Source organism: Streptococcus intestinihominis (assembly GCF_046824975.1).
Lineage (GTDB): Bacteria > Bacillota > Bacilli > Lactobacillales > Streptococcaceae > Streptococcus.
Map to the genome: position 1 here is coordinate 202,474 of NZ_JBKQBL010000003.1, position 26,122 is coordinate 228,595.

The 26,122-nt window shown below is 40.9% G+C and carries 32 protein-coding genes; 3 read left to right on the top strand and 29 right to left on the bottom strand.

Annotation, left to right across the window (positions count from 1 at the left end; all coding sequences use genetic code 11):
• Positions 1 to 2: 2 nt before the first annotated feature.
• The 9 genes from ACLOR3_RS06115 to pbp2b form a co-directional block, all read right to left on the bottom strand.
• Positions 3 to 1,928: a DUF2207 family protein gene (locus ACLOR3_RS06115; protein ID WP_411400555.1), complete on the bottom strand. Its 1,926-nt coding sequence runs from the start codon at positions 1,926 to 1,928 to the stop codon at positions 3 to 5.
• A gap of 60 nt (positions 1,929 to 1,988) precedes the next feature.
• On the bottom strand, positions 1,989 to 2,669 hold the full coding sequence (locus ACLOR3_RS06120; RefSeq protein ID WP_195214095.1) for a YwaF family protein: 681 nt from the start codon (positions 2,667 to 2,669) through the stop codon (positions 1,989 to 1,991).
• 12 nt (positions 2,670 to 2,681) lie between these two features.
• A complete protein-coding gene (locus ACLOR3_RS06125) occupies positions 2,682 to 3,371 on the bottom strand; it encodes a YwaF family protein (RefSeq protein ID WP_411400557.1) in 690 nt (229 codons plus the stop codon).
• Positions 3,372 to 3,399: 28 nt separating this feature from the next.
• Entirely contained in the window at positions 3,400 to 4,101 is a 702-nt protein-coding gene (locus ACLOR3_RS06130; protein WP_006596941.1) for a YwaF family protein, read from the bottom strand.
• 30 nt (positions 4,102 to 4,131) lie between these two features.
• On the bottom strand, positions 4,132 to 4,743 hold the full coding sequence (locus ACLOR3_RS06135) for an NUDIX hydrolase (protein ID WP_006596691.1): 612 nt from the start codon (positions 4,741 to 4,743) through the stop codon (positions 4,132 to 4,134).
• Positions 4,733 to 6,103: a UDP-N-acetylmuramoyl-tripeptide--D-alanyl-D-alanine ligase gene (locus ACLOR3_RS06140; protein ID WP_347087860.1), complete on the bottom strand. Its 1,371-nt coding sequence runs from the start codon at positions 6,101 to 6,103 to the stop codon at positions 4,733 to 4,735. Before ACLOR3_RS06140 ends, ACLOR3_RS06135 begins: the two co-directional genes overlap by 11 nt.
• Positions 6,104 to 6,191: 88 nt before the next feature.
• Positions 6,192 to 7,238: a D-alanine--D-alanine ligase gene (locus ACLOR3_RS06145; RefSeq protein WP_411400560.1), complete on the bottom strand. Its 1,047-nt coding sequence runs from the start codon at positions 7,236 to 7,238 to the stop codon at positions 6,192 to 6,194.
• A gap of 171 nt (positions 7,239 to 7,409) precedes the next feature.
• Positions 7,410 to 8,006 (bottom strand): recombination mediator RecR, encoded by a 597-nt coding sequence (gene recR, locus ACLOR3_RS06150; protein ID WP_117745019.1) that lies wholly within the window; start codon positions 8,004 to 8,006, stop codon positions 7,410 to 7,412.
• A 10-nt stretch (positions 8,007 to 8,016) separates the two neighbouring features.
• Positions 8,017 to 10,098 (bottom strand): penicillin-binding protein PBP2B, encoded by a 2,082-nt coding sequence (gene pbp2b / locus ACLOR3_RS06155; protein WP_411400563.1) that lies wholly within the window; start codon positions 10,096 to 10,098, stop codon positions 8,017 to 8,019.
• 315 nt (positions 10,099 to 10,413) lie between these two features.
• Here pbp2b and ACLOR3_RS06160 point away from each other — a divergent pair, with 315 nt between their 5' ends.
• From ACLOR3_RS06160 to ACLOR3_RS06170, 3 genes are all read left to right on the top strand, one after another.
• On the top strand, positions 10,414 to 11,241 hold the full coding sequence (locus tag ACLOR3_RS06160; protein ID WP_411400565.1) for an exodeoxyribonuclease III: 828 nt from the start codon (positions 10,414 to 10,416) through the stop codon (positions 11,239 to 11,241).
• Between the two features lie 10 nt (positions 11,242 to 11,251).
• Complete coding sequence (locus ACLOR3_RS06165) at positions 11,252 to 11,638, top strand: bleomycin resistance protein (RefSeq protein ID WP_129822255.1); 387 nt, start codon at positions 11,252 to 11,254, stop codon at positions 11,636 to 11,638.
• Between the two features lie 170 nt (positions 11,639 to 11,808).
• On the top strand, positions 11,809 to 12,402 hold the full coding sequence (locus ACLOR3_RS06170) for a helix-turn-helix domain-containing protein (RefSeq protein WP_411400567.1): 594 nt from the start codon (positions 11,809 to 11,811) through the stop codon (positions 12,400 to 12,402).
• Positions 12,403 to 12,427: 25 nt separating this feature from the next.
• Here the strand turns inward: ACLOR3_RS06170 and nth are convergent, their stop codons facing one another.
• The 20 genes from nth to ACLOR3_RS06270 form a co-directional block, all read right to left on the bottom strand.
• Entirely contained in the window at positions 12,428 to 13,057 is a 630-nt protein-coding gene (gene nth / locus ACLOR3_RS06175) for an endonuclease III (RefSeq protein WP_125375054.1), read from the bottom strand.
• A 162-nt stretch (positions 13,058 to 13,219) separates the two neighbouring features.
• Complete coding sequence (locus tag ACLOR3_RS06180; RefSeq protein WP_411400570.1) at positions 13,220 to 13,912, bottom strand: 5'-methylthioadenosine/adenosylhomocysteine nucleosidase; 693 nt, start codon at positions 13,910 to 13,912, stop codon at positions 13,220 to 13,222.
• A 27-nt stretch (positions 13,913 to 13,939) separates the two neighbouring features.
• Positions 13,940 to 14,278, bottom strand: coding sequence for a cell wall synthase accessory phosphoprotein MacP (macP, locus tag ACLOR3_RS06185; protein WP_411400572.1), 339 nt, complete (start codon positions 14,276 to 14,278; stop codon positions 13,940 to 13,942).
• 18 nt (positions 14,279 to 14,296) lie between these two features.
• Positions 14,297 to 14,845: an NUDIX hydrolase gene (locus ACLOR3_RS06190; RefSeq protein WP_411400574.1), complete on the bottom strand. Its 549-nt coding sequence runs from the start codon at positions 14,843 to 14,845 to the stop codon at positions 14,297 to 14,299.
• A gap of 9 nt (positions 14,846 to 14,854) precedes the next feature.
• On the bottom strand, positions 14,855 to 16,234 hold the full coding sequence (gene glmU, locus ACLOR3_RS06195) for a bifunctional UDP-N-acetylglucosamine diphosphorylase/glucosamine-1-phosphate N-acetyltransferase GlmU (protein ID WP_411400576.1): 1,380 nt from the start codon (positions 16,232 to 16,234) through the stop codon (positions 14,855 to 14,857).
• Positions 16,235 to 16,611: 377 nt separating this feature from the next.
• On the bottom strand, positions 16,612 to 17,052 hold the full coding sequence (locus ACLOR3_RS06200) for an ASCH domain-containing protein (RefSeq protein WP_411400578.1): 441 nt from the start codon (positions 17,050 to 17,052) through the stop codon (positions 16,612 to 16,614).
• Positions 16,997 to 17,896, bottom strand: coding sequence for a putative PEP-binding protein (locus ACLOR3_RS06205; protein WP_411400580.1), 900 nt, complete (start codon positions 17,894 to 17,896; stop codon positions 16,997 to 16,999). Before ACLOR3_RS06205 ends, ACLOR3_RS06200 begins: the two co-directional genes overlap by 56 nt.
• A gap of 41 nt (positions 17,897 to 17,937) precedes the next feature.
• The gene (locus tag ACLOR3_RS06210) at positions 17,938 to 18,666 is read right to left on the bottom strand and encodes a GNAT family N-acetyltransferase (RefSeq protein WP_048715530.1); all 729 of its coding nucleotides are present in this window, start codon (positions 18,664 to 18,666) and stop codon (positions 17,938 to 17,940) included.
• A gap of 7 nt (positions 18,667 to 18,673) precedes the next feature.
• Positions 18,674 to 19,153 carry an NUDIX hydrolase gene (locus tag ACLOR3_RS06215; protein ID WP_411400582.1) on the bottom strand — a complete coding sequence of 160 codons (480 nt, stop codon included), beginning with the start codon at positions 19,151 to 19,153 and terminating at the stop codon, positions 18,674 to 18,676.
• A 39-nt stretch (positions 19,154 to 19,192) separates the two neighbouring features.
• On the bottom strand, positions 19,193 to 19,798 hold the full coding sequence (locus ACLOR3_RS06220; protein ID WP_048715526.1) for a DUF6707 family protein: 606 nt from the start codon (positions 19,796 to 19,798) through the stop codon (positions 19,193 to 19,195).
• 59 nt (positions 19,799 to 19,857) lie between these two features.
• On the bottom strand, positions 19,858 to 20,409 hold the full coding sequence (locus tag ACLOR3_RS06225) for a hypothetical protein (RefSeq protein ID WP_239681764.1): 552 nt from the start codon (positions 20,407 to 20,409) through the stop codon (positions 19,858 to 19,860).
• 23 nt (positions 20,410 to 20,432) lie between these two features.
• Positions 20,433 to 21,020 (bottom strand): SMI1/KNR4 family protein, encoded by a 588-nt coding sequence (locus ACLOR3_RS06230; protein WP_411400585.1) that lies wholly within the window; start codon positions 21,018 to 21,020, stop codon positions 20,433 to 20,435.
• Between the two features lie 54 nt (positions 21,021 to 21,074).
• Entirely contained in the window at positions 21,075 to 21,434 is a 360-nt protein-coding gene (locus tag ACLOR3_RS06235) for a hypothetical protein (RefSeq protein WP_411400587.1), read from the bottom strand.
• A gap of 101 nt (positions 21,435 to 21,535) precedes the next feature.
• Positions 21,536 to 22,465 carry a hypothetical protein gene (locus ACLOR3_RS06240; protein WP_411400589.1) on the bottom strand — a complete coding sequence of 310 codons (930 nt, stop codon included), beginning with the start codon at positions 22,463 to 22,465 and terminating at the stop codon, positions 21,536 to 21,538.
• Positions 22,466 to 22,554: 89 nt separating this feature from the next.
• Positions 22,555 to 22,953, bottom strand: a complete 399-nt coding sequence (locus ACLOR3_RS06245; protein ID WP_411400591.1) for an NTF2 fold immunity protein — start codon at positions 22,951 to 22,953, stop codon at positions 22,555 to 22,557.
• Positions 22,954 to 23,036: 83 nt separating this feature from the next.
• A complete protein-coding gene (locus ACLOR3_RS06250) occupies positions 23,037 to 23,777 on the bottom strand; it encodes a hypothetical protein (RefSeq protein WP_411400593.1) in 741 nt (246 codons plus the stop codon).
• A 161-nt stretch (positions 23,778 to 23,938) separates the two neighbouring features.
• A complete protein-coding gene (locus ACLOR3_RS06255; RefSeq protein WP_238656061.1) occupies positions 23,939 to 24,634 on the bottom strand; it encodes an SMI1/KNR4 family protein in 696 nt (231 codons plus the stop codon).
• Between the two features lie 27 nt (positions 24,635 to 24,661).
• The gene (locus tag ACLOR3_RS06260) at positions 24,662 to 25,225 is read right to left on the bottom strand and encodes a hypothetical protein (protein WP_238656059.1); all 564 of its coding nucleotides are present in this window, start codon (positions 25,223 to 25,225) and stop codon (positions 24,662 to 24,664) included.
• Positions 25,226 to 25,279: 54 nt separating this feature from the next.
• A complete protein-coding gene (locus tag ACLOR3_RS06265) occupies positions 25,280 to 25,564 on the bottom strand; it encodes a hypothetical protein (RefSeq protein WP_061563717.1) in 285 nt (94 codons plus the stop codon).
• 98 nt (positions 25,565 to 25,662) lie between these two features.
• On the bottom strand, positions 25,663 to 26,122 hold a 460-nt coding region (locus ACLOR3_RS06270; RefSeq protein ID WP_412037074.1), incomplete at its 5' end, for a hypothetical protein.

The window sequence follows — 26,122 nt, forward strand, 5'->3', positions numbered from 1 at the left end:
TATTAGAAGGCGCCAAATCCTCCTCCTCCACCACCTCCAGAGAAACCACCGCCGTCAAAGCCACCACTGCCATCTGAAGAGTTAATAGAGAAGTTTGAAACACTATAGGAATTATCTGCATAGGCCATTAAAGTAGAGCCATCTAGAAAGGTATTTGAAGAGGATGTTAGCCAAACAAGAGCATCCCAGTCTTCATATGGTAAGGAAATCTGATGATTTTGGAGTACCTGACTCACTTTTTTAGCTTGACCATACAAGGTCGCGTACACCAAAATACGATTCCATAGGACCACACTCTCAAGTTCTGCTTGGTTGAAATTTGGAATACTTTCGATCATATTTCTAAAAGCCATCCATTGGAATTGCGAATCCAAGTTCTCTAAGGATTGTAGATGATCTTCACGGATTTTCACAACAATATAAAATGGAATGAATAACAGAACCAAAAGTAAAATGATCCAAAAATAGAATGAAGATAGGTGTGAACCAAATCCAAATGTTAAGAAACACATGCTCACAAATAAGATCAGTAAGAGCCAAAAGTGTAAGGCACAGCCTGTTTTTGAAAAAGCTTCTTCTTTCTCAGTTAAGTCTCTAAAATAAGAGGGCAATCCTAATTTCGCAATCTCCTTGTCAACACCTTTTGACAATTGCTGGGCATCTTTTTTTAAAAGCGATTGAACATCACTTCCGACCTTTCGAATGCGATCTCGTTGCGCCTCTGTTTTAGCAGCCCGAAAATCTTTTTTTAGAGCTACTTGATTAATTTTATATTTTGAGAATACCTCGCTGATATTGATTTCCGTTTCTTGATCAAAGATCATGTCAATAAACTTCAATTCAAAATCAGCCAAGCCTTCATGGTGAAGACAGGTCAACCTTTCCCCGTTTTCATTCCTAGTCAAACGAAGATTTCCTCGGTCAATGAGGTCTAACATTGTTGCTTGAATGAGATGGTTAAATTTTAATTGACCTTTCTCTCTAAATATCACCATTTGTTCAAAATCAAGTTGATACAGCGCCTTAGCTAGAACTAATGGTGGTAAATTCTGCGGTGGTTCGTATAATCTTACTCCTTTTGCAATCCGACGATTTCTGGTACTGATCATATAGCGAATCCATGGAATAAAAGCTAGGACAAATAAAAGAATCGATACAATTGGCACGACTCTGAGAAACAGTGTCTTGTAGATGAATGTTTTTTGTTGAATGGATCTCTCTTTTTTTAGAAATGTCTCTTTTCCCTTTTCCTTTTTAATCTCATTAGATTGGCCTCGACGCAGAGCTTCTGTCATGGGCCAATAGGCGTGGAGTTCCAATTTTCCATTCTTTGGGAAGTTTCTTAACTGAATGTGATAGCCAGTCGCAGTCCGTTCAATCTGGGCTGGTGGATTAAAAAAACCGGTATGAGCATACAACTCTCCCTCATTGGCATCCAAGCCATCCACATAAAAATCTAATTTCGCGACGTCCTCATCCCCATCTGAAATAGGGAACCAATTGAGCTCGGCTATATCGGAATACAGTTCTAGAATATGATCAATCTTCCATACGACCTTGATGGTAACTTTGCCCCCAACGATTCTTGAATTGTAGATTTTTAATAGACGTCCATCCCCGAGATCCGATTCTTCTACACGGATCTCTCGTTTTTCACCATCCACATAGGCTTCAACTTGAGGATTTTCATGGATTTTAAACCCCTTGGGAAGGGGATCTACACTCCCTAAAGTTACATACTGCCCATTGTAGCCTGTTGAAAAAACATAGCTAATCTCTTGTGTGAATGTCGCCTGGTTATCTTCCTGCAAGTGGAGGTGTCCCACATAGGACTCAATCGAATAACGAACTTCATCATCTGCCTGGGCCGGACTAACCGTACAAAATAAGCCACACAAGATAGCAAGGACTAATAAAAACCTCTTCATTTCAAACTCCTATTAACTAAAAGAAGGCTGAGACTGATTGTCCCACCCTCCTTTTTCTTTTTATCGAACAACTCTTTCTCTAGCAAGTCTGCGACTGAAAAATACATTAAAGAGAAGCAAGGCTGCTGCTAGGATGCTGGAAACCACGACATAATTCACCAGGAGGCTGTCCCCCTTGATAATTGGTGGCCGTGCCATAAGTCCATAATTGCCTCCAGTGACTTGGTTGACTCCCACAAGGAATAAATCCAAGACGAAGGTATAAAGAACAATTTCTCGATTTTTTAAGAGCCTCGAATCATACCATCTCAAGAGATAAATCAAGGAATTAACCAAGAGACAGTAATGCCCTAAGAGGAAAGAAAAGCTCGTAATATGAGGGAAGGTATAGGGATCAAAGACTGGATAGCCCAAGGCAAAGATCGCCCCACTGACTCCCATCAAGGCAAAGAACTGCTTGCTCTTCCATCGGTCTGGTAACAGCAAGACAGCAAACATGGCCAAACGGCAATGGTACAAGGGTAAACTATTGGACCAGGGAAGTTGAAAAGCAAAATACCAGATATAGAGACAGATCAATTGAAATATTTGTAAGTTTCGAAAGATCTTCCGAAATTGTTCATTTTGATAGTAACGTAATGAAGCCCAAACTGCCATTAGGATTAAAAGAACCATGACCCCATACCAGAGGAGCGGGATAACAGGTGGTGCAGTGGATTCAGTTGTAAAAAAATGATGCATAGGATCTCCTTATTAAACGGATTCAGATGTTCTTTTTCTTTTCTTACTGGACTTAACGATTGCATTGATCAGGATAAGGGTCCCTGTCATCAGGATCGTCACGATCAAATAGTTGAGCACGAGCCCATGATTGCCAATTACAGGAGGACGACGCATAAATCCGTAATTTCCACCCGTTACGAGATTAGCCAGCTGAATAATAGCATTGACCCCAAAAGTCATCTGACAGATTTTCCAAGCATCTCTTTCTTCCACCTGGTAGGATTGAACCAGATAAATCAAGCAATTGGCCAAGAGGGCCCAGTGGCCAAAAACATTGTTGATTGAGGATACATGAGGAAAAGGATAGGGATAAAAGACAGGATGAACCAAGGCCATGATGGAGCCAAAGACGCCAACAAGAGCAAAATATTGCTTGAAGCTTCCCTTGGGAGCCAAGAGAATAATCCACATGGCCATCCGACTATGATAGAAGGGCAGGCTCTCTGAAAAAGGCAAATGTGCTGCAATATACCAAACGTTGATCATCAGCAACTGGATCAATTGACCCCAATACCAAAAGGTTTGATAGCCTTTGGAAGAGGCAAATCGAATAGATAGAAGGACCACCACTACCAATGAGGTCGGCAACAAGAAATACCAAGCCCCCAATTGAGGAGGGGCTGTTGGTTGACTGGTAAAAAACAAATCCCAAAGCGTCATGTCTTCCTTCCCCCTTCACATTTATTTTCTATTCTGATCGGGAAATAACAGTCTCTTCAACCATCTTGTATTTGTACTTATACCGTTGGTTGACCAAGAAAATTCCAGCTACCATCACAAAGCTAACCAAAAGGTAGTTCAAAAGTGCACCGTGGTCCCCAATGATTGGTGGACGCCGTAAGAAGCCATAATCCCCTTTCGTCAAAAGGTTGACCAAGAAAATCAAAGCATTCATGCCAAAGGTGATCTTGAAAATTCTCAAACCGTCTTGTTTTTCAGATTGATAATGATCCTGCAGGTAAATCAAACTATTAGCAAGCAAGGCCCAGTGACTAAAAATCAGATTCAACACAGTGATATGAGGGAATGGGAAGGGATCAAAGGCTGGATACACCAAGGCCGCAATCGATCCCAAAACTCCCAAAAGAGCAAAATATTGCTTGATATAGGTCCCTTTAGGGGCAAAGAGAATCACCAGCATGGCCAAGCGGCAATGATAGAAAGGCAAATTATCCGTCAAAGGCATGTGGGCAAGAATATACCAAGCATTGATGGTCAAGACTTGGATCAACTGTGCCCAATACCAAAAGCGTTGGTAGCTTTTGGACTGCGCAAATCTGATGGAAAAGTAGCCAACCACCAACAAAGAAGCTGGCAGAATGAAATACCAGAGCCCAAATTCAGGCGGGGCTGATTTTTGGTTCGTAAACAATAAATCCCAAAGTGTCATTTTCATATTCCTTTAATTTATAGATCGTTTTTAATCACAATACAAATCTCGTTTCCCATCATAGACCTCCCAAAGGAAGTTCAATTGTTCTTCTGTATTGCGCTTGGTAGAAAGAGCAGGCATTTTTTCTCTCTCAAAAAAGGCAAGGTCGGAAATTTCCTGGTTCTTTTCAAAATTTCCATCTAATAATTCACATTCAAATACCAATTTCACATATTGGCGGCTTTGCAATTGGTAGCGATTGGTATCAAATACTGCCAACAATCTGATTACACGCGCAGAATAGCCCGTTTCTTCTTGGATTTCCTTTAAAATGTTTTCCGTCGGAGAATAGCCAACCTCACCAAAGCCACCCGGCAAGGCCCAGGTCTCTTCTCCCTGACCTTTCACCAGACAAAGTTTTCCATCTTTGACAATCCATGCCCTAACATCAATCAAGGGAGTGTCGTAATGGTCTGTCGGTCTAAACAAATCCGATAATTCTTGTGGATTCAAATCAGTCGCTTCTCTGACAAGATCCTGTAAAATGGCACGAATATCCTGATAGCGCTCTTGATCAAATGGATCTTTTGAGAACGCTAAGCCTGTATTGGTGATTGAAATCAAGCGCTGAATGTTCTTTAGTACATTATTACTCGCCATTCTCCAACTCCTCTACCAATTTGGCTAGATTCATGGAATTACTTCCCTTGATGAGGATTTGGTCCTGCTCTTTTAAGCTTTCCTTGACTTGTTTGACCAGGTCCTCAAATTGATCTTCCTCAGCGGTCTTTTTGAAATAATAGACATGTCCGAGTGGGAACATCTGGCTCGCTAATTGAGCCAAGCCCGCAATGTCTTGACCGTAGAAAATCACTGTATCCAAGACATCCGGTGACAGGCTGAGAATCATTTGGTTGTGCAGATCAATGGATTGCTCCCCTAGCTCTTTCATATCTGCCAAGACCGCTAGCTTGCGACCATTTGGATTGGCAGGAATGGTTGAGAAGGTTTCTAAAATCAGGCGCATGGCAGTTGGGTTGGCATTGTAGACGTCGGATAGGATATCCGCTCCATTACCTGCCTTCTTCCATTCTGTGCGGTTCTTAGTAAGCTCTAGGCCTTTAAAGCTTGCACGGATAGCCTCTTCGCTCACCCCTTCTTTTAAGGCAACATAGGAAGCGATCATGGCATTGGTCGCATTGTATTTGCCTGTTACAGGCAGGTCAATGGCTTCTTCTAAAAAATTCGCTTCAAAGGTCAGGCTGTCCTTGCGCTCGTCCAATTTGGTAATGCGGATATCTGCTCCTTCACCAAAGCGCACAAGCTCTTGTTGATTGGGTAAAAAATCCTCTACAATCGGATCGGCCGGTACTAGAAGCAAGCCACCAGCTGGCATGCCGTCCGCAATTTGCAATTTCCCTTTAGCGATTTCTGTGCGATCTTTGAAAAACTCCAGGTGAGCTTCCCCAATGAGGGTCACGATTGCTGCTTTTGGATGGGCAATTTCTGAGAGGAGATGGATATCTCCCAGATGGTCCTGTCCCATTTCAAGGACAAGCTTCTCTGTTCCTTCTGGCATATGGAGAACCGTGTAAGGAAGGCCAATCTCGTTATTGTAGTTCCCTTGTGTTTTATAGGTTTTATAAGTAGTAGATAATAATTGAGCCAACATATCTTTGGTCGTTGTCTTACCGTTTGAACCGGTGACCGCCAAGACATCTACCTGACTCTTCTCCAAAACATATTGTGCTAATTTTTGAAAGGCTCCTAGAACATCATCTACCAACAAATACGGGTGGCCTTCTACTTCTTTTTCAGACAAGGTCGCTACAGCCCCATTTTCAAAGGCGGTTTCAATAAAATCATGCCCATCACGCGCCCCCTTGAGAGGAACAAAGAGGTCCCCCGGACCAATAAGACGACTATCAAATTCTGGCTTCTGTAAAGCAAAATCTTCAAATTGACTGATATCATTGCGAACAGCCAGGACACGAGCCACTTCGTGCAAGGTTACATTCATGGTATTCTCCTCTAAAAAGTGGGAGCAGGAAGAAAAGCGACTCCTCTATGAGTTGACTTCATCTCCCACTCCCGCTAGGAACAGTTTCTTAAAGTAAGTGCGCTTCACGCTTTTCAAAGGTTTCTTTGGCTAATTCTACCAAGCGCTCGATTAAATCAGGATAGGCCAAGCCCATGTTATCCCAAAGTAAAGGATACATAGACCATTGGGTAAAGCCAGGCATGGTATTGAGCTCATTCAAGTAGATACCCCCGTCCTCTGTGTAGAAGAAATCACAACGGGAGAGACCTTTCCCACCAATGGCACGGAAGGCTAGTTCTGCATTGTGACGCATGGCCGCAGCAACTTCTGCAGGAATTTCAGCTGGAATCGCCATCGTAATCTTATTATCGATGTATTTGGCTTCGTAGTCATAGAAGGCTACATCTTTGACCACTTCACCAGGGAGGGTGCTCTTGACATCGTAGTTGCCTAACAATCCCACTTCAATTTCGCGGGCTACGACACCTTGCTCAACCAAAACACGGCTATCGTATTTAAAGGCCAATTCCAAAGACTGACGAAGTTCTGCTTGGTTCTCTGCTTTTGAAATCCCGACACTAGAACCCATATTAGAAGGCTTGGTAAAGACCGGATAGGTCAATTCCTTTTCGATTAAGGCAATCTTGGCCTCTAGGTCATCTCCTTCAAGGACAGCCACATAAGGAACTTGTGGAATCCCTGCAGATTCTAGGACCCGTTTGGTGGTAATCTTGTCCATCGCCACACTAGAAGAAAGGATATCACATCCCACATAAGGGAGTTTCAATACTTCTAGGAAACCTTGAACCGATCCATCTTCTCCCATTGGTCCATGAAGGACTGGAAAGACAACCGCTCCTTCTTGGTAGATGCTGCTCGGAGTTACTTTAGCATCCCAATCAATGGTTTCATTGGTCATCAAGCGTTCTGTTTCAGCAGGCTTCTCTTCAAATCTTTGGGTCTTGATGAAGTCTCCCGCCTGAGTAATGAAATAGGTCTCAACAGAATACTTGTCATAATTAATCGCCCTCATGACGCTTTCAGCTGAAAGCACAGACACTTCGCGCTCTGCGCTACGGCCACCATAAAGAAGTACAATTTTTTCTTTTGCCATTGTTTGATCCTAATCCTTTTTTTAATTTTGTGCTTCCTAATTGACTTGTCAGAAGCACTCCTCACATACGAGTTCGTCCCTCTAGTATACCACACTTTAAAAAGAAAGAAAACGAGAGAGAACACCTAAAAAACAAAAAACTGGAGGCTTCCCTCCAGTTTCTGTAACCGCTTATAACTCGGTTCGATTTTCAATAGCTCGAAGAAGAGTGACTTCGTCCGCATACTCGATATCTGCTCCGACAGCTAATCCACGTGCCAAACGGGTCACTTTGATACCAGCTGGTTTGAGGACGCGTGAGATATACATAGAAGTTGCTTCACCATCTGCTGTTGCATTGGTCGCCACAATGACTTCTTGGACCTCATGATCCATTAATCGTGTGATCAAGGATTTGAGGTTAATATCATCCGGTCCAACCCCATTCATGGGCGAAATCAAGCCATGAAGGACATGGTAGCGACCGTGGTACTCCTGAATATTTTCCATAGCCGACACATCTCGACTATCTTCCACTACTAAGATGATCGATGGATCGCGTGTCTCATCTCGACAAATGGCACACTCTTCTTCATCTGTCAGGTTCCCGCAGATGGAACAATAGCTTAATTCCCGCTTTGCTGACAAGAGATTTTTAGCAAACTCATTGACATCGTCATCACTCATTCCAATAGTATAAAAGGCCAGACGAGTTGCTGTCTTGATCCCAATACCAGGGAGCTTCGAATAACTTTCAATTAATTTTGCGATAGGTGTTGGATAGAGCATAGCTTCCTTTCTAATTCATAGGATGTTTTTGCTGGTAGAGATTGATAATCTCTCTGGTAATACTGTGACTAACAGTCGCTTGGAGATTGGTGTTGTGAGGGAAGACGACTGCTACTGCAATCTGAGGATTTTCAGAGGGAGCATAGGCGATAACATTGGTGTTTACAGCAGGGGTCCCACCATTTACAAATGTTTCCGCAGTCCCGGTCTTTGCACTGATTGGAACCGCTGCACCTTCTCCGATGGTTTTACCAGTTGTTAAGCCACTGGTTCCATATACCACCTGATAAAAACCTTGTTTGATGATGGCTAAATTTTCAGGTGTTAGAGCCACTTGGTTGAGTTCTTTTGTTGCAATTTCTTCTTTCAGAGGTCCCAAACCTCCCTTGGCATCATTTTCATAGATCCCTTGTACCAGATGGGGAGCCACGCGTTTCCCATCATTGGCAATAGTTGCAACATATTGAGCCAACTGCATAGGTGTATAGTTATCAAACTGGCCAAAGGCATCTGTTAGGTAATTGCCAATAGTGTACTCTTTGGGAACATAGCCTGTCGATTCATTCGGAAGGTCAATCCCTGTTTCTGTTCCTAGACCATAAGAGGCAAAGGTCGAACGCAATTTGTTCATAGCTGGATCCAATTGGTCAGTCTTCAAGCTCATGTTTGGCTGATAGGGTTGCCCCATCAAATCAAGTGCAATCTGCACCATATAAGTGTTGGAAGAATATTCCAATGCTTGCACCGCATTGATTTCTTGGCTTCCAAACTGGGTGAACCACGAAGTGATTGGAGCTGAACCAGAAAAGGAGATTGGTTGATCCAATAGGACTTGGTTCCCAGAAATCACCCCATTTTCCCATCCTGCTGTCAAAGTAGCTGCTTTCACAACCGATCCTGGAACAAAGACATTGGTCACTGTTCCTAAAGCATCGGGAGAAAGATCTTGTGAACCTGCTTCATGTTTCATCCCCGCCATCGCAAGGATTTTACCCGTTTTTGGATCTAAGGCAACAGCATAGACCCCTTCTGAGTAGGTGGCATTGCCAGCGGCCAATTCTGCCTGGAAGGACTTCTTCAAGATGTCTTCCACTCCTCTTTGAAAATCCAAATCAATGGAAAGCTTGATATTGTTTCCCTTGCTTCCTTTGGAGAGGGTTTCGATCTTTTCGACATTGCCATTCTTGTCCAAATGGATTTCTTTTTCAACCCGTTCTCCTTGAAGGACAGACTCATATTGTTTTTCTAGATAAGAAGTTCCGACGCGATCATTTAAGGCATAGCCTTTTTCCAAATAATCATCCACTTCTTCAGCTGGAAGACCTGCTTGCTCTGTCGACACACTACCGACGATGGAAGCCAAGGGGCTATCAACCACTTTTCGATCCCAACTCGTGATCACTTCAAATCCTGGAAATTCTTTTAAATGATCTTTGACCGTCGTTACCTGCTCATCGGACATCGGATCGGTCACAATCGTAGCACTGGCAAAGTTTTCAACGGCATTCATTTGGCTAAAGAGATAGATGGCCTTCTTTTCTTCTTCTGTATAACCTAATTTTTCAGTCTCAATACTATCAACAGCATGCTGATAGATAGTTGCTTCTGGAAGTGGGTTGCCGTCCGTGTCGATACGCTCCTCCTTGGGCAACTTATCCACTACCTCTTTATAGACTTCCGAATTTGCGAGATAAAAGTCGATCTCTTGACGCTTGGTGATTTGGGGATTCGAAACACTTACATAATTCAGAAGAAGCTGAGCTGTTTGACGCATTTCTTCTGCAGTAAACTTATTGCTTCGGGTAAAAGACAAGACCTTCTTGTCAACATTTTCTACCAGAGGCTGACCAGAAGCATCATAAATCTGTCCCCGGAGACTTCCCCTTGTTAAATGTTTTTTTGTGGCTTTTGCTAATTTTTGTGTATAAAAGCCTTGATGAGTAATCTGCATATAGCCTAGTCGAGCAATTAAAATCAAAAAGAGGGTACAGACGATACTGAATAACAAATAAAGTCGTCTAGTAATCCACCGATTATCAAATTTTCTCACCTTAGCATTCGCTTTTTTTGAACGTTTAGATTTTTGCGCCATACCTCTCCTTTCACTGTGATTCTCAGCCCCAGTCCCTAACAATACCTGGTAAAAATAGGATAACTTTAAAGGGAATCTGAGGAATATTTCTATTTTAAACTCAACTTCCATTATAGCACATTTCATCCAGACACGAGTCGCTAGACCAGATAAAATAATCGTCATTCTGAACTCCTTAGCAAGCATCCTTTTATACATATGCAGGATGCATAGCTCTTGACTGCAAAATAGCTCCTTCCTCAAATCACAGGAGACAAGTGATAGGAGATTTTTTGGTATAATAGAAACATCGAAAAAGTTAGTAAAGGAAACGATATGAAACTAATCTCATGGAATATTGACTCACTGAATGCCGCCTTGACGAGTGACTCTGCACGCGCAAAGCTCTCACAAGACGTCCTCCTCACCTTGGTTGCAGAGGATGCGGATATCATTGCCATTCAGGAAACAAAATTATCTGCCAAAGGACCAACAAAAAAACATTTAGAGGTCTTAGCAGAACTCTTCCCTGGATATGAAAACACCTGGCGGTCCTCTGTAGAACCAGCCCGTAAAGGCTACGCAGGAACCATGTTCCTCTACAAAAAAGAATTGAAACCGACCGTAACCTTCCCAGAAATCGGTGCTCCTTCTACCATGGACGTCGAAGGTCGGATTATTACCCTTGAATTTGATGACTTCTTTGTGACCCAGGTCTATACTCCGAATGCTGGAGATGGGCTCAAACGCTTGGAAGAACGCCAAATCTGGGATGCCAAATATGCAGACTACTTGGCAGAACTAGATCAGCAAAAGCCTGTTCTGGCAACAGGAGACTACAACGTAGCCCACAAGGAAATCGACTTGGCCAATCCAGCCAGCAACCGTCGTTCCCCAGGCTTTACCGATGAAGAGCGTGCTGGCTTTACTAACTTGCTAGCCAAAGGGTTCACTGATACCTTCCGCCACTTGCATGGGGACCTTCCAGATCAATATACTTGGTGGGCACAACGTAGCAAGACATCTAAAATCAACAACACAGGCTGGAGAATTGACTACTGGCTCACAAGTAACCGTGTGGCAGACAAGGTTACCAAGTCAGATATGATTGACTCAGGAGCTCGTCAAGACCATACACCAATTGTAATGGAGATTAATCTCTAAGGAGGAAACAATGGACTATCAAGCCGTCATCCCTGAATTTGTAGTATCTGACATCGAAAAGTCGCGCCACTTCTACTGCGACTTGCTGGGTTTCTCTGTCGAATACGAACGTCCAGAGGAGAAATTTCTCTTCCTCTCGCTTGAAGACTGCCAGCTTATGCTAGAAGAAGGCAACGCAGAAGAATTATCCCAACTGACCTATCCTTTCGGTCGCGGTATAAATATCTCCTTTGGTATCAAGGATGTCCCACAACTCCACCAAAAACTGTTGGAAGCTAACTATCCCATCCATCGTCCGTTGATACAAAGAAAATTTCGAGTCGGAGATAGCTTTATCTATCCCCAGGAATTTGCGATTTTGGATCCAGATGGTTATTTCTTAAGATTTAGCGAATAAGAAAAAGGAGGCTCTTGGCCTCTTTTTCGCTAGCTAACTATCCATTGACAGGCTTGTAAATCTATAGTCAAAAACAGTTGCTAAACCCTATGAAATCAACATGTCAAAGAACTTTGATAGCCCTTTTTTATAAAATTGAGTAGAATGAAATCAGGAAGCGAGGAAATCTTATGCAAGTCGGAAAACAACTCCAGCACTATCGTAAAGAGAAAAACTTATCTCAAGACGAATTAGCTGAAATCATCTTTGTCAGCCGTCAATCCATTTCCAACTGGGAACGCGGCGCAACCTATCCTGATATTCAAAACCTGCTCTTACTAAGCAAGGTCTTTGGAGTGTCATTGGACAAACTAGTCAAAGGAGATTTGGAAACCATGAAACAAATTATTCACGACCAAGAATTTATGCGCTATCAAAAAGATGAAGTGGTTTTTAGCTTACTGCTAATTGGCAGTCCTATCATTAGCATTCCCCTCATTCTTTATTTGGATGGATACGGCATCGCTATTAGTTGCTTGATTCTTGCTGTCGGTATATTCTACGCCCTACGCATTGAAAAATTCAAGAAAAAGCATAATCTTCGTACTTATCGCCAGCTTGTCGCCTATGAACAAGGACGCAGTCTGAGCGAGATTGAAGAAGCTGAAGAAAGGGGTAAAGATCCCTACCAAAGAATCCTCATTCCTATTCTATTTGTCCTTGGAATTGGCGCTATTACTCTACTGATTTCTTGGCTCTTACTTACTTTCTTCCCTATCAAATAAAAGCGAAGTCATTAGACCTCGCTTTTTAACTGTCTTTAAAGTTATACAATTGCGGATAGTGATCACATTCAGGATTTTTAGGATGGCAGATAGCCCGTCCAAAATAGATCATGGCCTGATGAGCTGGGAGCCAGCGTTCAGGAGGAAGAACGTCCATGACTCGTTTTTCCACTTCTAATGGTGTTGCTGATTTCTTGACGATGTCATGGTGCTTGCAAATCCGCTCTACATGGGTATCAACAGCAAAGGCAGGAATTCCGAAACCGACACTCATGACCACATTGGCTGTTTTACGTCCCACTCCGGCTAAACTCTCCAGTTCCTCCCGTGTCTGAGGGACTTGGCCATCAAAGTTGTCCAACAATTGTTGGGCACATTTTTTGAGAAATTTAGCCTTGTTTCGATAGAGGCCTAATTTGGAAATATGCTTAGCAATGTCAGCTTCACTGGCGACCGCCATGTCTTGAGGAGTTGGGAAAGCTTCAAACAAAGCGGGCGTTGCCTTATTGACCGCTGCGTCCGTCGTCTGAGCAGAGAGCATGACCGCTACTAATAATTCAAAATGGTTACGAAAATCCAAACTTGGCTGAGCATCTGGAAAGAGGGCAATAATTTCTTCAATCACATGTCGTGCCCGTTTTTTTGATAAAACCATAACGTCTCCTTTGTATTACTAGACTTTATTATAGCATGAAGTCCGTCTATTTCTGAAGGAATCAGCTTCAGAAAAGGAAGTAGGACAGAATGAAATTTAAATGATATTCATTCTGTCCCACTTCCTACATATAGTAGAGGCGCCTAGCCTCTATTGTTTGTTTTACACCAATCTCTTCAAGAAAGTCATCAAGGTTTGAGCAGAGCGTTCGCCAGCCTCTACGATAAATTCATCAAAAGAGATATTAGCCGCGTGATCTGCCGTATCACTCATAGCCCGAATGACCATGAAAGGACGCCCAGCTGCATGAGCCGCTTGGGCAACGGCTGCCCCTTCCATCTCAACTGCCAAGACTTCTGGAAAATGCTCCCGAATCGAAGCGACTTTTTCTTCGCTCGCAATAAAGCTATCCCCAGTCGCAATCAAGCCAACATGAGTTGGTGTTCGTTCCTCAGCTAGCACTTTTTTCATTTCTGATACAAAATAGCGACTGGATTCAAAGTAAAGTGGTTGCCCTGCCATTTGACCATACTTATAGCCAAATGCTGTCACATCCACATCATGATAAGCCAATTTGTCTGCTAGGACGATATCTCCAACAGCCATCCCTGGTGCTACGGCACCTGCAGAGCCCGTGTTGATAATGGCTTCCACCTTAAAATCGTTGGCCAATACAGCGACACTCATAGCAGACATGACCTTGCCGATACCACTTTCAACCAAGACCACTTCATGGCGACCAATCGATCCTGTATAGTAGACTTTTCCTAAGCGAAGGTGCTTCTCTCCGTTCTGCAAAGCTTCCACTAAGATTTTTAACTCTTGTGGCATGGCCGCAATGATTCCAACTTTCATAATCGTCACTCCTTTGGTAGACGCTCCTTATAAGCGCCAGATTGCAAGAATTAACAAGATGAGGAGCAAGATGACCCAAAATAAAATCTTATTTAATTTTGATTGAAAAACCTCATCCTTTTGGTTTTCAATCCGACGGCTCTTGGTCACTGTAGGTTGGACTCTGATTGGAATAGTCTCCTGAGGATAGGAGGTTCCTCGTCCACCATCTACTTCTCTTGAGGTCACTGGCCGTTCATAACCAAAGCCTCTGTTCCCTGTCGGGAGAATTTTTGTCTCTTCCTCATCATAGAGCGGGGGACCAGAGATCGCTTCTCCCCGGTTTGCCCGCTCAATCATTTCATCTGTTAATAAAGGTTTGCCCATCGGTTTCTCCTCTATTCTTTATTTGTTTTGTAGGTGTTTCCAGTATTGAATTGCCATAATGGTTTTGGCATCACAGATATCACCCCTTTGGATCAGCTCCTCAGCTTCTGCTAAAGTCACCTCAAAGAGTTCCAAAGTCTCATCTGCATCTTGAGGGCGAGGATTTTCCACTTTTTTCAAATTGGTCGCAAGATAGAGTTTGATTCGCTCGTTACAAAATCCAATGGCAGAATAAAAATCATACAACAACTCTAGATCCGCTGTGTAACCAATTTCTTCTTCCAATTCACGCAAAGCAGCTGCTTGGGGATCCGCATTTTCACCCTTTTCCAACTTGCCTGCTGGGATCTCTACAGAAGTTCTCTCGATCGCCTTGCGGTACTGCTTGACCAAAATGGTCTTGCCCTCATCTGTGATCGGTAAAACCGCTACTGCTCCATTATGAAAAATCAAATCACGCTGCGCTTGACCTTTTCCATCGGGCAGTTCCACTTGATCTGTAACTACTTGGAAAATCGGTCCTTGGTAAATCTCCTTGCGATCAATGGTTTTTTCTTCAAATTGCATGAAAATCTCCTATTTATTTTTAGGATGGTGAGGAAGGCGAGTAGCGTACTCATCCTTATTGACTTGACGGCCACGACCAATCGCAATCGCGTCAGCTGGTACATCCTTGGTAATGGTGGATCCAGCACCGACTAGGGAATTGTCGCCTAACTCAACTGGTGCAATGATGGTCGAATTTGAGCCAACAAAGACATTGTTGCCAATAAGGGTCTTGTATTTATTCTTCCCATCATAGTTGACAGTGATAGTTCCTGCACCAAAGTTGACGTTGCTGCCGACTTGGCAGTTACCAATATAGGTCAAATGGCCCGCTTTGGTATTTTCGCCGATAGACGAACCTTTGACTTCGACAAAGTTTCCGATATGGACATCTTTGGCAAGGCTAGATCCTGGACGAATATGGGCGTAAGGTCCCACTGTCACACCATCAGCTACAGTGCTTTCTTCAATCATAGAGTTGGTAATAACAGCACCTGCACCAATCTCACTGTCCACGACATAAGTTCCATTGGTTAAGACTGTTTCAGCCCCAATTTTTGTGTGTCCTTTTAGGGTGACATTGGCTTCAATTTGTACCTCTGATGCGATTTCGACATCGATATCGATATAGGTCGCATCAGGGTTAACAAAGCTCACTCCATTAACCATGTGGACTTGGTTAATGCGACGACGCATGATACCTTCTGCTGTCGCAAGAGCTACGCGATCATTAACCCCAAGACTTTCATCAAAGTCTTTGAGCGTATAGGCTCCGACTTTTTCGCCAGCTTCACGGAAAATCCCAATCACATCTGTGATATAGTATTCTCCTTGGGCATTGTTAGTATTGATATTCTTTAAAGCTTCAAAGAGACGCGCATTGTCAAAGACATAAGTCCCTGTATTGATTTCCTTGATTTGTTGCTCATATTCTGTCGCATCTTTTTGCTCGACGATTCGAAGCACTTCCGCATTATCATTACGGACAATCCGACCATAGCCAAATGGATTAGCCGCTTCGGCTGTTAAAATCGTTGCCACATTCTTGTGATTGATATGGAAGTCGATCAAGTGTTTGAGGCTTTCACCCGTAATCAAAGGAGTATCTCCTGCAATGACGAGGGTGTGACCTTCAAGACCTTCCAAAACTGACTCCGCCATCATAACCGCATGACCAGTTCCTAACTGCTCCGTTTGCTTAACAAAGTCTGTTTGTCCCGCTAATACTTGTTCTACCAATTCCGCCTTGTGGCCCACAACCGTCACAGTCTTTTCAGGTGAGATGGCTCCAACACTACGGAAAACATGTTCCAACATGGAGAGCCCTGCGACCTTGTGAAGAACTTTAGGCAAATCTGATTTCATACGGGTACCTTTTCCCGCTGCTAAAATAATGGCATAATTTGGCATAACATTTCTCTTTTCTGTACAATATCGCTTACATTATACCATTTTTTAGCTGATTTGAAAAATTGACGTAGATCAAAAAACTCTCCTAAAAGGAGAGCCAGATTAAGATCATATCTTCGTTGAGACTTTCCTTAGGTGAGTACGGACATCAGCGAACTTCTTCGAAGTTCCATGATTTAGTTTTGAACCTAAAGTTTCAAAACTCCCGAGCGCTTGAAACTTTAGGTTTCAAGCGCTTTTCTCACAGCGGAAAGTCTCAAAAAATATTTTAATAGTTCTAAGAACTGGGCAGTATTTTTAACTTGTCACAATCACTAGGCCTATTTTGTATAAAAACAGTTATTTTTTTTTTCTGATTTTCTAAATGGAGAGCGTATCTATAATGGATAAACCTTGCGAAATTCTTCTAAAACCACCTTGCTATCAGGTGTAAACGTCAGACCTGCTTCTTCTAGACAGGCTTTGAAAAAGTCTTCATGAACCTGACGCCAATAAGCTAAGGATTTGTCTCCTTCGCCTTCCTTGTAGGCATGGTCGGCTGACACTTGATGAAAAGGTTGAACAGAAACTTTTGTAAGTTCGACAATGCAGACAGCCTGATCTTGACTGTCTAAAATGACATCGAAAGTCCCTTCTTGTGGAAGGGGTTCATCTTCTACTGTATAGAGGTCGTAGGCTGAGGCGGTTGCAGTCTTTTCGCCTCTTAGAACCAAGTCAGCCAAGAGATCTGCCTCTACTCCAAAAGCCCAGGCGTCTATCTCATCACCGATAGAGAGATTGATTTTCTTGTATGCATTCCACATTTCTTGCGGTGTCATGGGTTCTCCTTTGTAATTTTTTACTTTCCTCTTTTATATGTTTAAGATGGTCTGCATGGTCAATTTCTAAATCAAAAATCTCTGGAATAGAGCTGTAATGGAGAATACATTCGATACCCATCTGATTCATTTTTTGTATGAAAGAAGTATTCAGATAGCCTGCTACAGCAAAATCAATCTTGTTATTCCTTGCTTTATCCTGCATCTGTCTCAACATATCTAACATAATTGGACTTTCCATATCATGCCATTGACTGTTTCTCACAGTCGCAAAAATAAAAGAAGTTAAATCATTCATTCCAACTACAATCTTTGAAATACCAGTTTCCAGTATTCTGTCTAAGTCAAAATAAGCTGACGGTAATTCGATCATCGTACCGACTTTCCCAGTAAAACCATGCTGACGTAACACTGTAATAGCTTGTTTTAATTGGTCGGCATCATTGACAAAAGGAAAAATAACAGACAGATTGGGATTGGTTTGAAAAACTTCTGTAACAACATTTGTCTCAGCCTGAAATTCATCTGGACATGCCAACAAACGCCTGATACCTCTGTATCCAAATAAGGGGTGGCGTTCGTCAAAATACTCTTTAGTCCCGTCTAGACTATTTGCTTCTGCATTTGTTAACTCTGAAAAGCGATACCAGACTTCTTCATCTGAGTACAAATGACAAATAGTGTCTAGATAATCTTTTACAAATTGCTGACAATTTGGTAATAGTATGTTTTGGTTTAGTTCTCTCAACAAGTATTCCCCACGAATCAAGCCGACGTGGTGCAATAAATGGGAATAAACTTTTTCAACAATTCGTTCTCCACTAAGAGCTAGTTGATTTTGCATGTTCATTCACCTCGTCTTAAAAGATACAATATCAGATATCATTATACGACACTTTCCTCTAGTTCAAAAGCTTCATAAGGTTCAACTAACTCATATCCTAAAAATTCTGCTACTTTTTTGGAAGCCTCGTTATGAGCATCCCAAAGTGGGAACATTCCTCTATTTAAACTCTCTAGAATCATTGCAGCACCAAGTTTTTTAGCAAATCCATTTCCTTGTTTGTCTGGTCTAGTTGCAACTTCCACTTCAACTGCTCCGTGGTAAACTAACCCTGAGGAAATCCCAGCAATCACTTCATTATTTTTAAGAATAACAAAGCCAAATCCACCTTTTAAAGCAAAATCCTGGTAGGACTCAAAATCCCCCTGTAAATCTTGTGACCATTCTTCCTCAGAAAGGCTGTTATAAATACGATTATCAATAGGCACAATATTGTAACCTTCCTCTATATGAGTAACTAGATCATTTAGAAGTTCAACTTGAAAATTTGCCTTATCCTTAAAAGAATAGCGAGTAAAAGAAATTAACCCACCTTGCCGATGCAGAAAATCTTGCCACTTAGTGTCTTCTGAAATAATAATCTTATAATCTAAACCATATTGCCTAACAAAATCTTCCCAAAATCTGGAATCCAACTCCCCTGCTAGGTATAGAAAATTTCCAATATCATAAAAGCTCGTTGTCCTATCACTGTTTCGATAAACAGTACCGATTTGAGATTTAAGTCCATAGAGAACCATATATTTCTTCCATGTTTTAAATAGTTCCATTATCCCTCTATTTTACCTTCCAATTCCAATAGCTTGTCAGTTCTAATTCTGGAAATCCTCGTAACTCTGCCTTCACCTTCAATACTAAGGGTGAGGCATTTTCTTGGGTCATCTGCTCAATAGGGACCCAAATTGCATTTGCTGAATCATTGCTTCCATCATGAACCTCCTGAGGAAGGGATTGTTGAGAGCTCTCGAAATCGAGTACGATATCATAAAAGGCCATGATATGGTGCACAGCGAAGTCTTGCCCTTCTTCTTGAACCAGCACATCATACATCCTAGGATTTGAATACTCGCTAAGCGTATAGCCTGTCTCCTCCAGAACTTCTCTCTTGAGAGTTTCTGTCAGCCCTTCCCCTGGTTCTTGACTACCACCCGGTAAATCAAAACGATGCTGATAAGGTCCTCTCGTTTTTTCAATGCAAAGCAATTTCCCGTCTTGAAGACAGATTCCATATACACCAAAGTGATTTTTGATTTCCATATTCCATTCTTTCTATAAGTCAAAGATCGCTAGCTCACCTTATCCCTTAAAAGGAAAGAGGCTATAGATTTCATGCTCTTTGATATACTTCTTCAGTATCTCCATATTCTCTTCGATTTTTGCCTTGATATCAGTCTCTTCACAAGTCGACTCAGTAATAAAGAGGTAAATTTTCAGTAGATCTGTTAAGTATAGCAGACGACGTTCCATTTCCGATTCAGGACTTGAAGCTTGCTCGATTTTTGCAAGCTTTTGCTCCAAGCTATCACCATTCAAAAATCTCTGATGAACTCTCCTTCTTATGTTTTGAGTGGATTCCTCCCCTTGGTCTAACGGAGATAAAAGGAGTTTTTTATAGACGAATACTTGATTTTCTGCCTCTCTTTCCAGATAGACCAATAAAACCAGAGAGCTAGCAACAAAGGTCCAAGTGTTATAATTCCCTTCAAATGGAACTTGTATGATCCTATCTAATAATTCCTTAGCCATTTCCTCTTGACCATCCAGATAAAGTAGATAGGCCAGATGATTTAGCGATTCGAGATAGCTAGCTTGAGTTTTCTTATTCTTTTTGGGAACCTGGTTTAAATACGATACTAACTCAGCATCATTTTCAACCTCTTCGATTAGTTCTTTCACTTTCATTTCTTTTCTCCTATCCAGTTCACTTTTTGTTATTGAGAAAGGCTTTTCTCAGGTCAATCTTACCGAAATAGATATTCTTTCGCTGTTGTTTGGACATCCGGGGAAAGGTAGCGCTCTATCAAGTCACCTGTCCCTGCAATATATTCCTCCAGAGGGACATCTTCTCTTTGCCCCCAGAAATTTGAAAAAGCAAAATAGAACTCAAAAAACTCCGTCAAACTTGCGCTGAGTTTATAGAAGTTAGGATCTCCAGGACTGCCTGCGTAAACTGGAGAACTGTCATCTTTCATATCACAGAAAAGAATATCGTCTGTATCTGTAGTAGCGAATATTTGGTATTGCCCTTCACAAAATTGAAGAACATCTTGTAAGGCCCAGCATTCAACTGTCCTTGCGGGAGAATCTAATGGCAACAAAACGATATTAAAATTTTGATTAGCAAAAAATAAATCCTCTTTGAACACTATGTGTTGATAGTAATCAAGCAATTCTCCTGTCAAATTTGAGGATTGGATTCTCAATTTTTCATCTGAAAAACTCACCGATTGGGCAATAAACGTTGTTTCCTCATAGAGTTTAATGATCTTTTTTAATACAGTAACTACTGCCATTTTTTTCTCCTTGGTCATTCTTCTTACATCTCCCTTAAGAATTCCTGCCATATCTTCACTTCTGGATTTATCTCATGCGCTACCTCAGCATGCTTCCTATAATCCATAGCCAAGTAGCCTTGTTCATTCCGGAAAATAATACCTTGTTCATAACATACTTTAAAGGTTGTGAGCATAGATTTCAATGACCGGTATTCGACCTGAGCCTCTTCTTCAAATACATAAAAACCAAGTATTTGCCCCTGAGCTTCTGGAGCCAGGATCATGGCATAAAAATCTCCCCCTCCGCTAGCAAAAATTGGGAACCAAGACTTCTCCCAAGTATCCGTTTCTATTAGTTCCAAGTAGGTCTGGATACTTTCTTCCAGAGACATCAAATAGAAACCAGGAAAAAATGCCAGCTCACCGAGTGTGATTCCGTCACTATCTTCTGATCCATTTCTCCAAGCATATAGGGCATGCAAGTCCTGGTTGGGCTGTAATGGGATTTCCTCAAATAATTCTTGTATCTTTTGAGAAGTAAGTCCCGGATTTAGATGTTCTACACAAGGATGATGTAGCTGTTGGAGACTTTTTTCAATCTCATTTAATAATTGGGTGATCACTTCCATTTATTCTCCTTACCTTGTAGATTATTAGGGACGAGTTCCTTCGTCCCTAGAAGATTATTCAATCCCATCCTCTTTGTTATACTCTATCATGCATTTTACCGCATATTCTACCCATTCCCAAAAGTCGTTAAACTCTTTCCGTTGCTCCCATCCTTCGGCAGCAAAATCATGAATGAGTTGGACCTTATTGCCCTTTCCTATTTCAAAACAAGCTGTATCATCACAGTCTCCTCTTTTAGCAAATGGAATCAACTTTCTGCTTGGATACCTTTCCTGCAATCCCTCATACAAAGACAGGGCCCATTCTGAATCCAATAGATACCAACAATCAAAATCAACTAAATTGAGTTCGATCAATTTTTTAAACGATTCAGGATACTGGAATATCCTTTCGTCCAGTAAATAGGTTTTCATTAATTATCTCTTTTTTGTTACTATTGAAATATCACTCCCTCAAGAGGATGTTTCTTATACATTGATACTACTATAAATCGATTGCTCATCATTTCACACTGCTACTCTATGATTGTGCCAAGTATCATCTTATTTTGCTCAGATAGCTGAAATTCATCCATGAAATAGGGCAGAAAGTCATCAAGCAAGGGATGGCTAATCCCGTCGATTGGGAGGCCTCTTTTCTGACGTTCTTTTAGTAAAACTAAGATTTCAATTGGGAAATACTGCCATAGTAAGGTATTGAAATCTACTAAATGACTATCTCTGGTATTCGCTAAATGATAATCACACATGGATATAATTGTTTCTCTAAAAACACCAACATCCTCTGAAAAAATAGTTTCCATAACCTGTTTATAGGCATCATTCACATTATGATAAGGATTGGAGTCCAAGGGTTTATATTTAGCATCACAGGCATTTTCGAGCAAGCTAGCTAACCGCTCTCCCTGTCCATTTCCATAAAGAAAAACGACTAAAGGCAATAAACTTTTTGATGAAAAGAAAATAGGTTTCTTCCCTTTTTCAACTTGAGCATCTTTAAAATAAACTAATTTATCAATTAAAAACTCTACATAAGTATCATCTAAATAGGCAAGGGCAAATAAGATATTCAAACAAATATCTGTATCAAAGTTTGAGCCCCCTTTCGCTAAATATTTAGCAGAAGCCATATCTGCCATTACAGAACAAAAACAGCCATTTAGCAAAGATTGATAGGTTTCAGAGGTCTTGTTTTCAATGAACTCAGAAACCAAAGTATATGGTTTAATAGCATGAACCATCCGTACATGTTTATAGGAGTAAGTTTCTGTTTTCCCGTTTTCCTCCCAATTGATCTCAAGGCTTTTTTTGCCTGCTTTTAATGCTTCTAAAATTGCTTTAGTAGTAAAAAGCTGTGCTTTTTCAAGATCAAAATCTCTCGCCTTTAGTACTTGATTTCTAGTGGTTGTTAATTTTCTTTTTTGATTTGAAAGTGTTTTATTCATATTGACCTCTAACATTTCATTACTTACACTTAGACTACCACTGTCTTTTGAAACACATTTCTTCCTGTCTTCCTACATTCTTCAGTATATCACAAAGAAGAATTGATCCACTTCCCATCACCAAGCCATTCTTTCTTATCAATCCACCATCGTCCTTCTTGAAACACCATTCGAAAACGATAGAGGGTTTCTATACCAGAACGATTCTCCTTGATGTAGAAATAAGCTTGATTCCCGTCATGCTCTTCATCAACGATGGGATGTGTTTCTAATTTATAGTCAAACGGAAACCGGACGGATAAAGATACTTCCCTTGCTCTGAGTGTTTTTTTAGATGTACAAAACTGATCAAAAATCGTAGCTAATTCATCCTTCAACATCTCTTTATAGGTTTGGTTTCTTAGACTCTTAGTGGCTTTTCTTTCCCAAGTATACATAGCCTGCATAAACTGGAGTAAGGTTTCTTTTGCTAGATTCGTATGGCTCATAATTCCTCCTACTTAAACAACGGGACTAAAGGTTCGTTTATTATGAAGACATCGGTCATAAAAAGCTGTATTAAAGGCATTTTTTACCCCTCTCGCATGCAAACATGTGGTAACTCTCTTCTAAGAAGTTCCCTTTGCTTTTGATTTGTTCTTCCCGTTGTTAAAAATCGGAGATGTTTCAGACTCTTCAGGTAGCTAACTGTTGATGCGTAGTTAAAAATAGACGTGTCAACAAAATCTAAAAAACGAAGCTCGCTAGAGGGCTGGATAAAATCCAATTCTGGTAAATTTTTATTTGCTGTAAATGAAAGATAGAGCAACTGATTTAAATCTCTAATAAAAGAAAAGTCCGGCAACTTTACACCATAATCAACGTGCAGATAACGCATGCCTTTATGAAAAGAAATGTTCTCTATCGTTTCCAAATTTGTCATGGAAGATATCCCTAGAGCTTTCACACAATCATTTTGGGGTAAGATGATCTTTCTTACTTTTCTAGCCCCAACTATTAAAATCTTTTCTACTTGTTCATATTTTGAAAAGTCTAGCACATCAGATTTACTTCCCATCAAGTAAATCACTCTCGTATTGCTAGGTAACGAAAGCTGATTAAAATCCACATCCTTCAGCATATCCTCTGGGTTTTCAACAATGTACTTTTGTCTTAATAGGCGATTGATAGTGATGAATTCTTTATAAGTCAATTTTTCGTCCAATAATGGTGCAATCTCTTCAATAGAATGCAAGGGCTCCATGGCCATTAGATTCTCTCTTTCGGAAAATCCTTTTTTAATGATCTCTAAATATTTATCTAAACCGGTCATCATTCACCTCTTTCCATGAATATCATGCTTCGTTTTCTTTGTTCAACCTATCTATTTTTACAATGACACTTTTACAAGAAAACTAAGCCATCTCTTGTCGCAAAAACTAACATCATAAATCTCAAGAATATTCTTTTCTATATAAACCTTATCCTGCTTGCTCAATCTCGATCAAAGATAACCTTGACTCTGGCTCTACCCGAAGCGTCTAGATATTGCTCTAGTTTCGTAATCGACTCCTCCGAATCAGATAATTGAACAAGCAAATCCCCATTGATAGTCATGACATCCTTTGTCGGTAAAAGCATGAGATTTTCAACACTTGGATCATTCACTATCATTAAGGAAGGAGAATAAATACAGCTTCTGGAGAAGTCTAGATTTCCAAATCGTTCCCTAGCAGAAACAAAAATAGATTCCATTCCACCTTGGGCTTTCAGAACAAATTCCCTCTCAAAAAATGCTTCAAAACTGTCGTAGATCTCGATGACATCCATAGTAATCCCATCTAAATAATAAACTTGATTACTTTGAATATTCCCATCCTTCAATCTATATGCGAATTGATCTCCAATAGCAGACATACCAAAAAAATAGTAGTCTGATGCATAATCTCTCCAGACGTCTTTCCATAGCTCATCCGAATTCCAGGAATCTAGCGTAATAGCTTGAGTAGAATCCGTCCCAAACAAGCGATAATAGCCACCATAAAACTCCAAGCCATTGGTCATGGAGAGCAAATCCAGGTGAGCTTGAGGAAATTGTCTGGCTTTGAGTTTTTCTAGTTCAAAAGCTGAGGCCCCACTTTCTTGTATGACCAGATCCTCACAACATTTTAAAAAATTCTTCATTTTCATTTGCTTCTCATCTCTTCATCTTTGGCTTTAGCCAAGCATAAATTCAATAAAGTCTTTTCGATAGGCTTCAGGAAGTTGCTCCTCGATAATAGCCATGATTCCTGTTAAAAAACCTTCTTTATAGTCCGACAAGTCCTCATCAATGTAGATGTCATTCTCAAACTTGGTGATTTCTAGCTTTTTCATCTGACTATAGGTAGACAAGAAAGTAGATAAAGAGGGGCTTAAGCAATAGAGCTTGGAATTCCCAGGAATCTTGCCAAATACAGGACTACGCTCGCTAGTAAGATCACAAAAAATTGGCTCATCGCCCATCATGTGAGCAAAAACCATATAACTCTCTTTCCAGCTAGGATCCTGCCATCCTTCTGATGCAGCTTCACATAGAGGGAGAGGAATTAGAGCAAGATCATAGGGAGCTCCTCTAAAATAAGCTTCTTCATCAAAGTCTAAATGCTGGTAGAACTCTTTCAATTGACCAGACAAATCTGGCTTTTCGACATGGAAACAGTCACTAGTAAATACAAGCTCTCCTAAGCCCTTGTTTCTATGATAGACTTCTACGAATTCCTTCAACAAATTGAACATCATTATTAGACTCCTCTCACATTTTTGGGATTATATTTGGCTATTTTCAACTGACGATTACGTATCATTCTGACCGCTAGCGACAGCCTGAGCCCAAATTCGTTCAAATTCCTCTTGACTAATCTTGATGGAGTCTGATAGATCCAACTCATCTTTTCGACCATCATAGAGTAGAAACCCTACTTCTGGAACATAATCCTGTAGGCAAGAGGAAGCATAAGAGTGCCCATTCAAAACGTTAATTTGTCGACTCGCACGCTGACCAGTAAACTCTGTATAAATAACTCCTAGGCCTGACATAAACTCACTATTGCCATAATAATAATATTCTTTTTCACACATTAGAATCTTCCTTTACCATTTGTCTCTCCAAGAATGGCATTCTTTCCTCTCTGTCTCTTTCATCGACTAATTCTATGTTCATTTTCAATTTATAGAATTTACCGGTTCTTAGCCTTATTTTCCAAGACTCTCACTTCTACTTTATCCTCCGCTAAATGGAGATCCAATACTTTTTCCTGGTCTTTAAAGAATAGCGTCAAGTCTCTGGTAGAAAATTCACTAAAATAAGAGGGCAAAAATTCATCCAGAGACTCCATTTGAAACAAGACATAAATCGGTGAAAATTCCCAAAAAACTAGGATAAACTGCCTGCTATTGCCAACTAGACTTTGAATTAACCTACTTAAATCTTGAGTAGTGTGGGCAACAGGAAACTCATAAAGGCATGGAATCGGAGAATCGATAGGATTCAACTCCCCAGCATACCAAGCAATTTCTTTAGGTTTATCGGTCAGAAAATGGACATCCTTTATCCCCTTCAAACTCTTGATTCGTCTTTTCACTTTTAACAAGGATAATTTCTTTTTTAAGTCACTCATTGTTTGTGCTCCATCATTC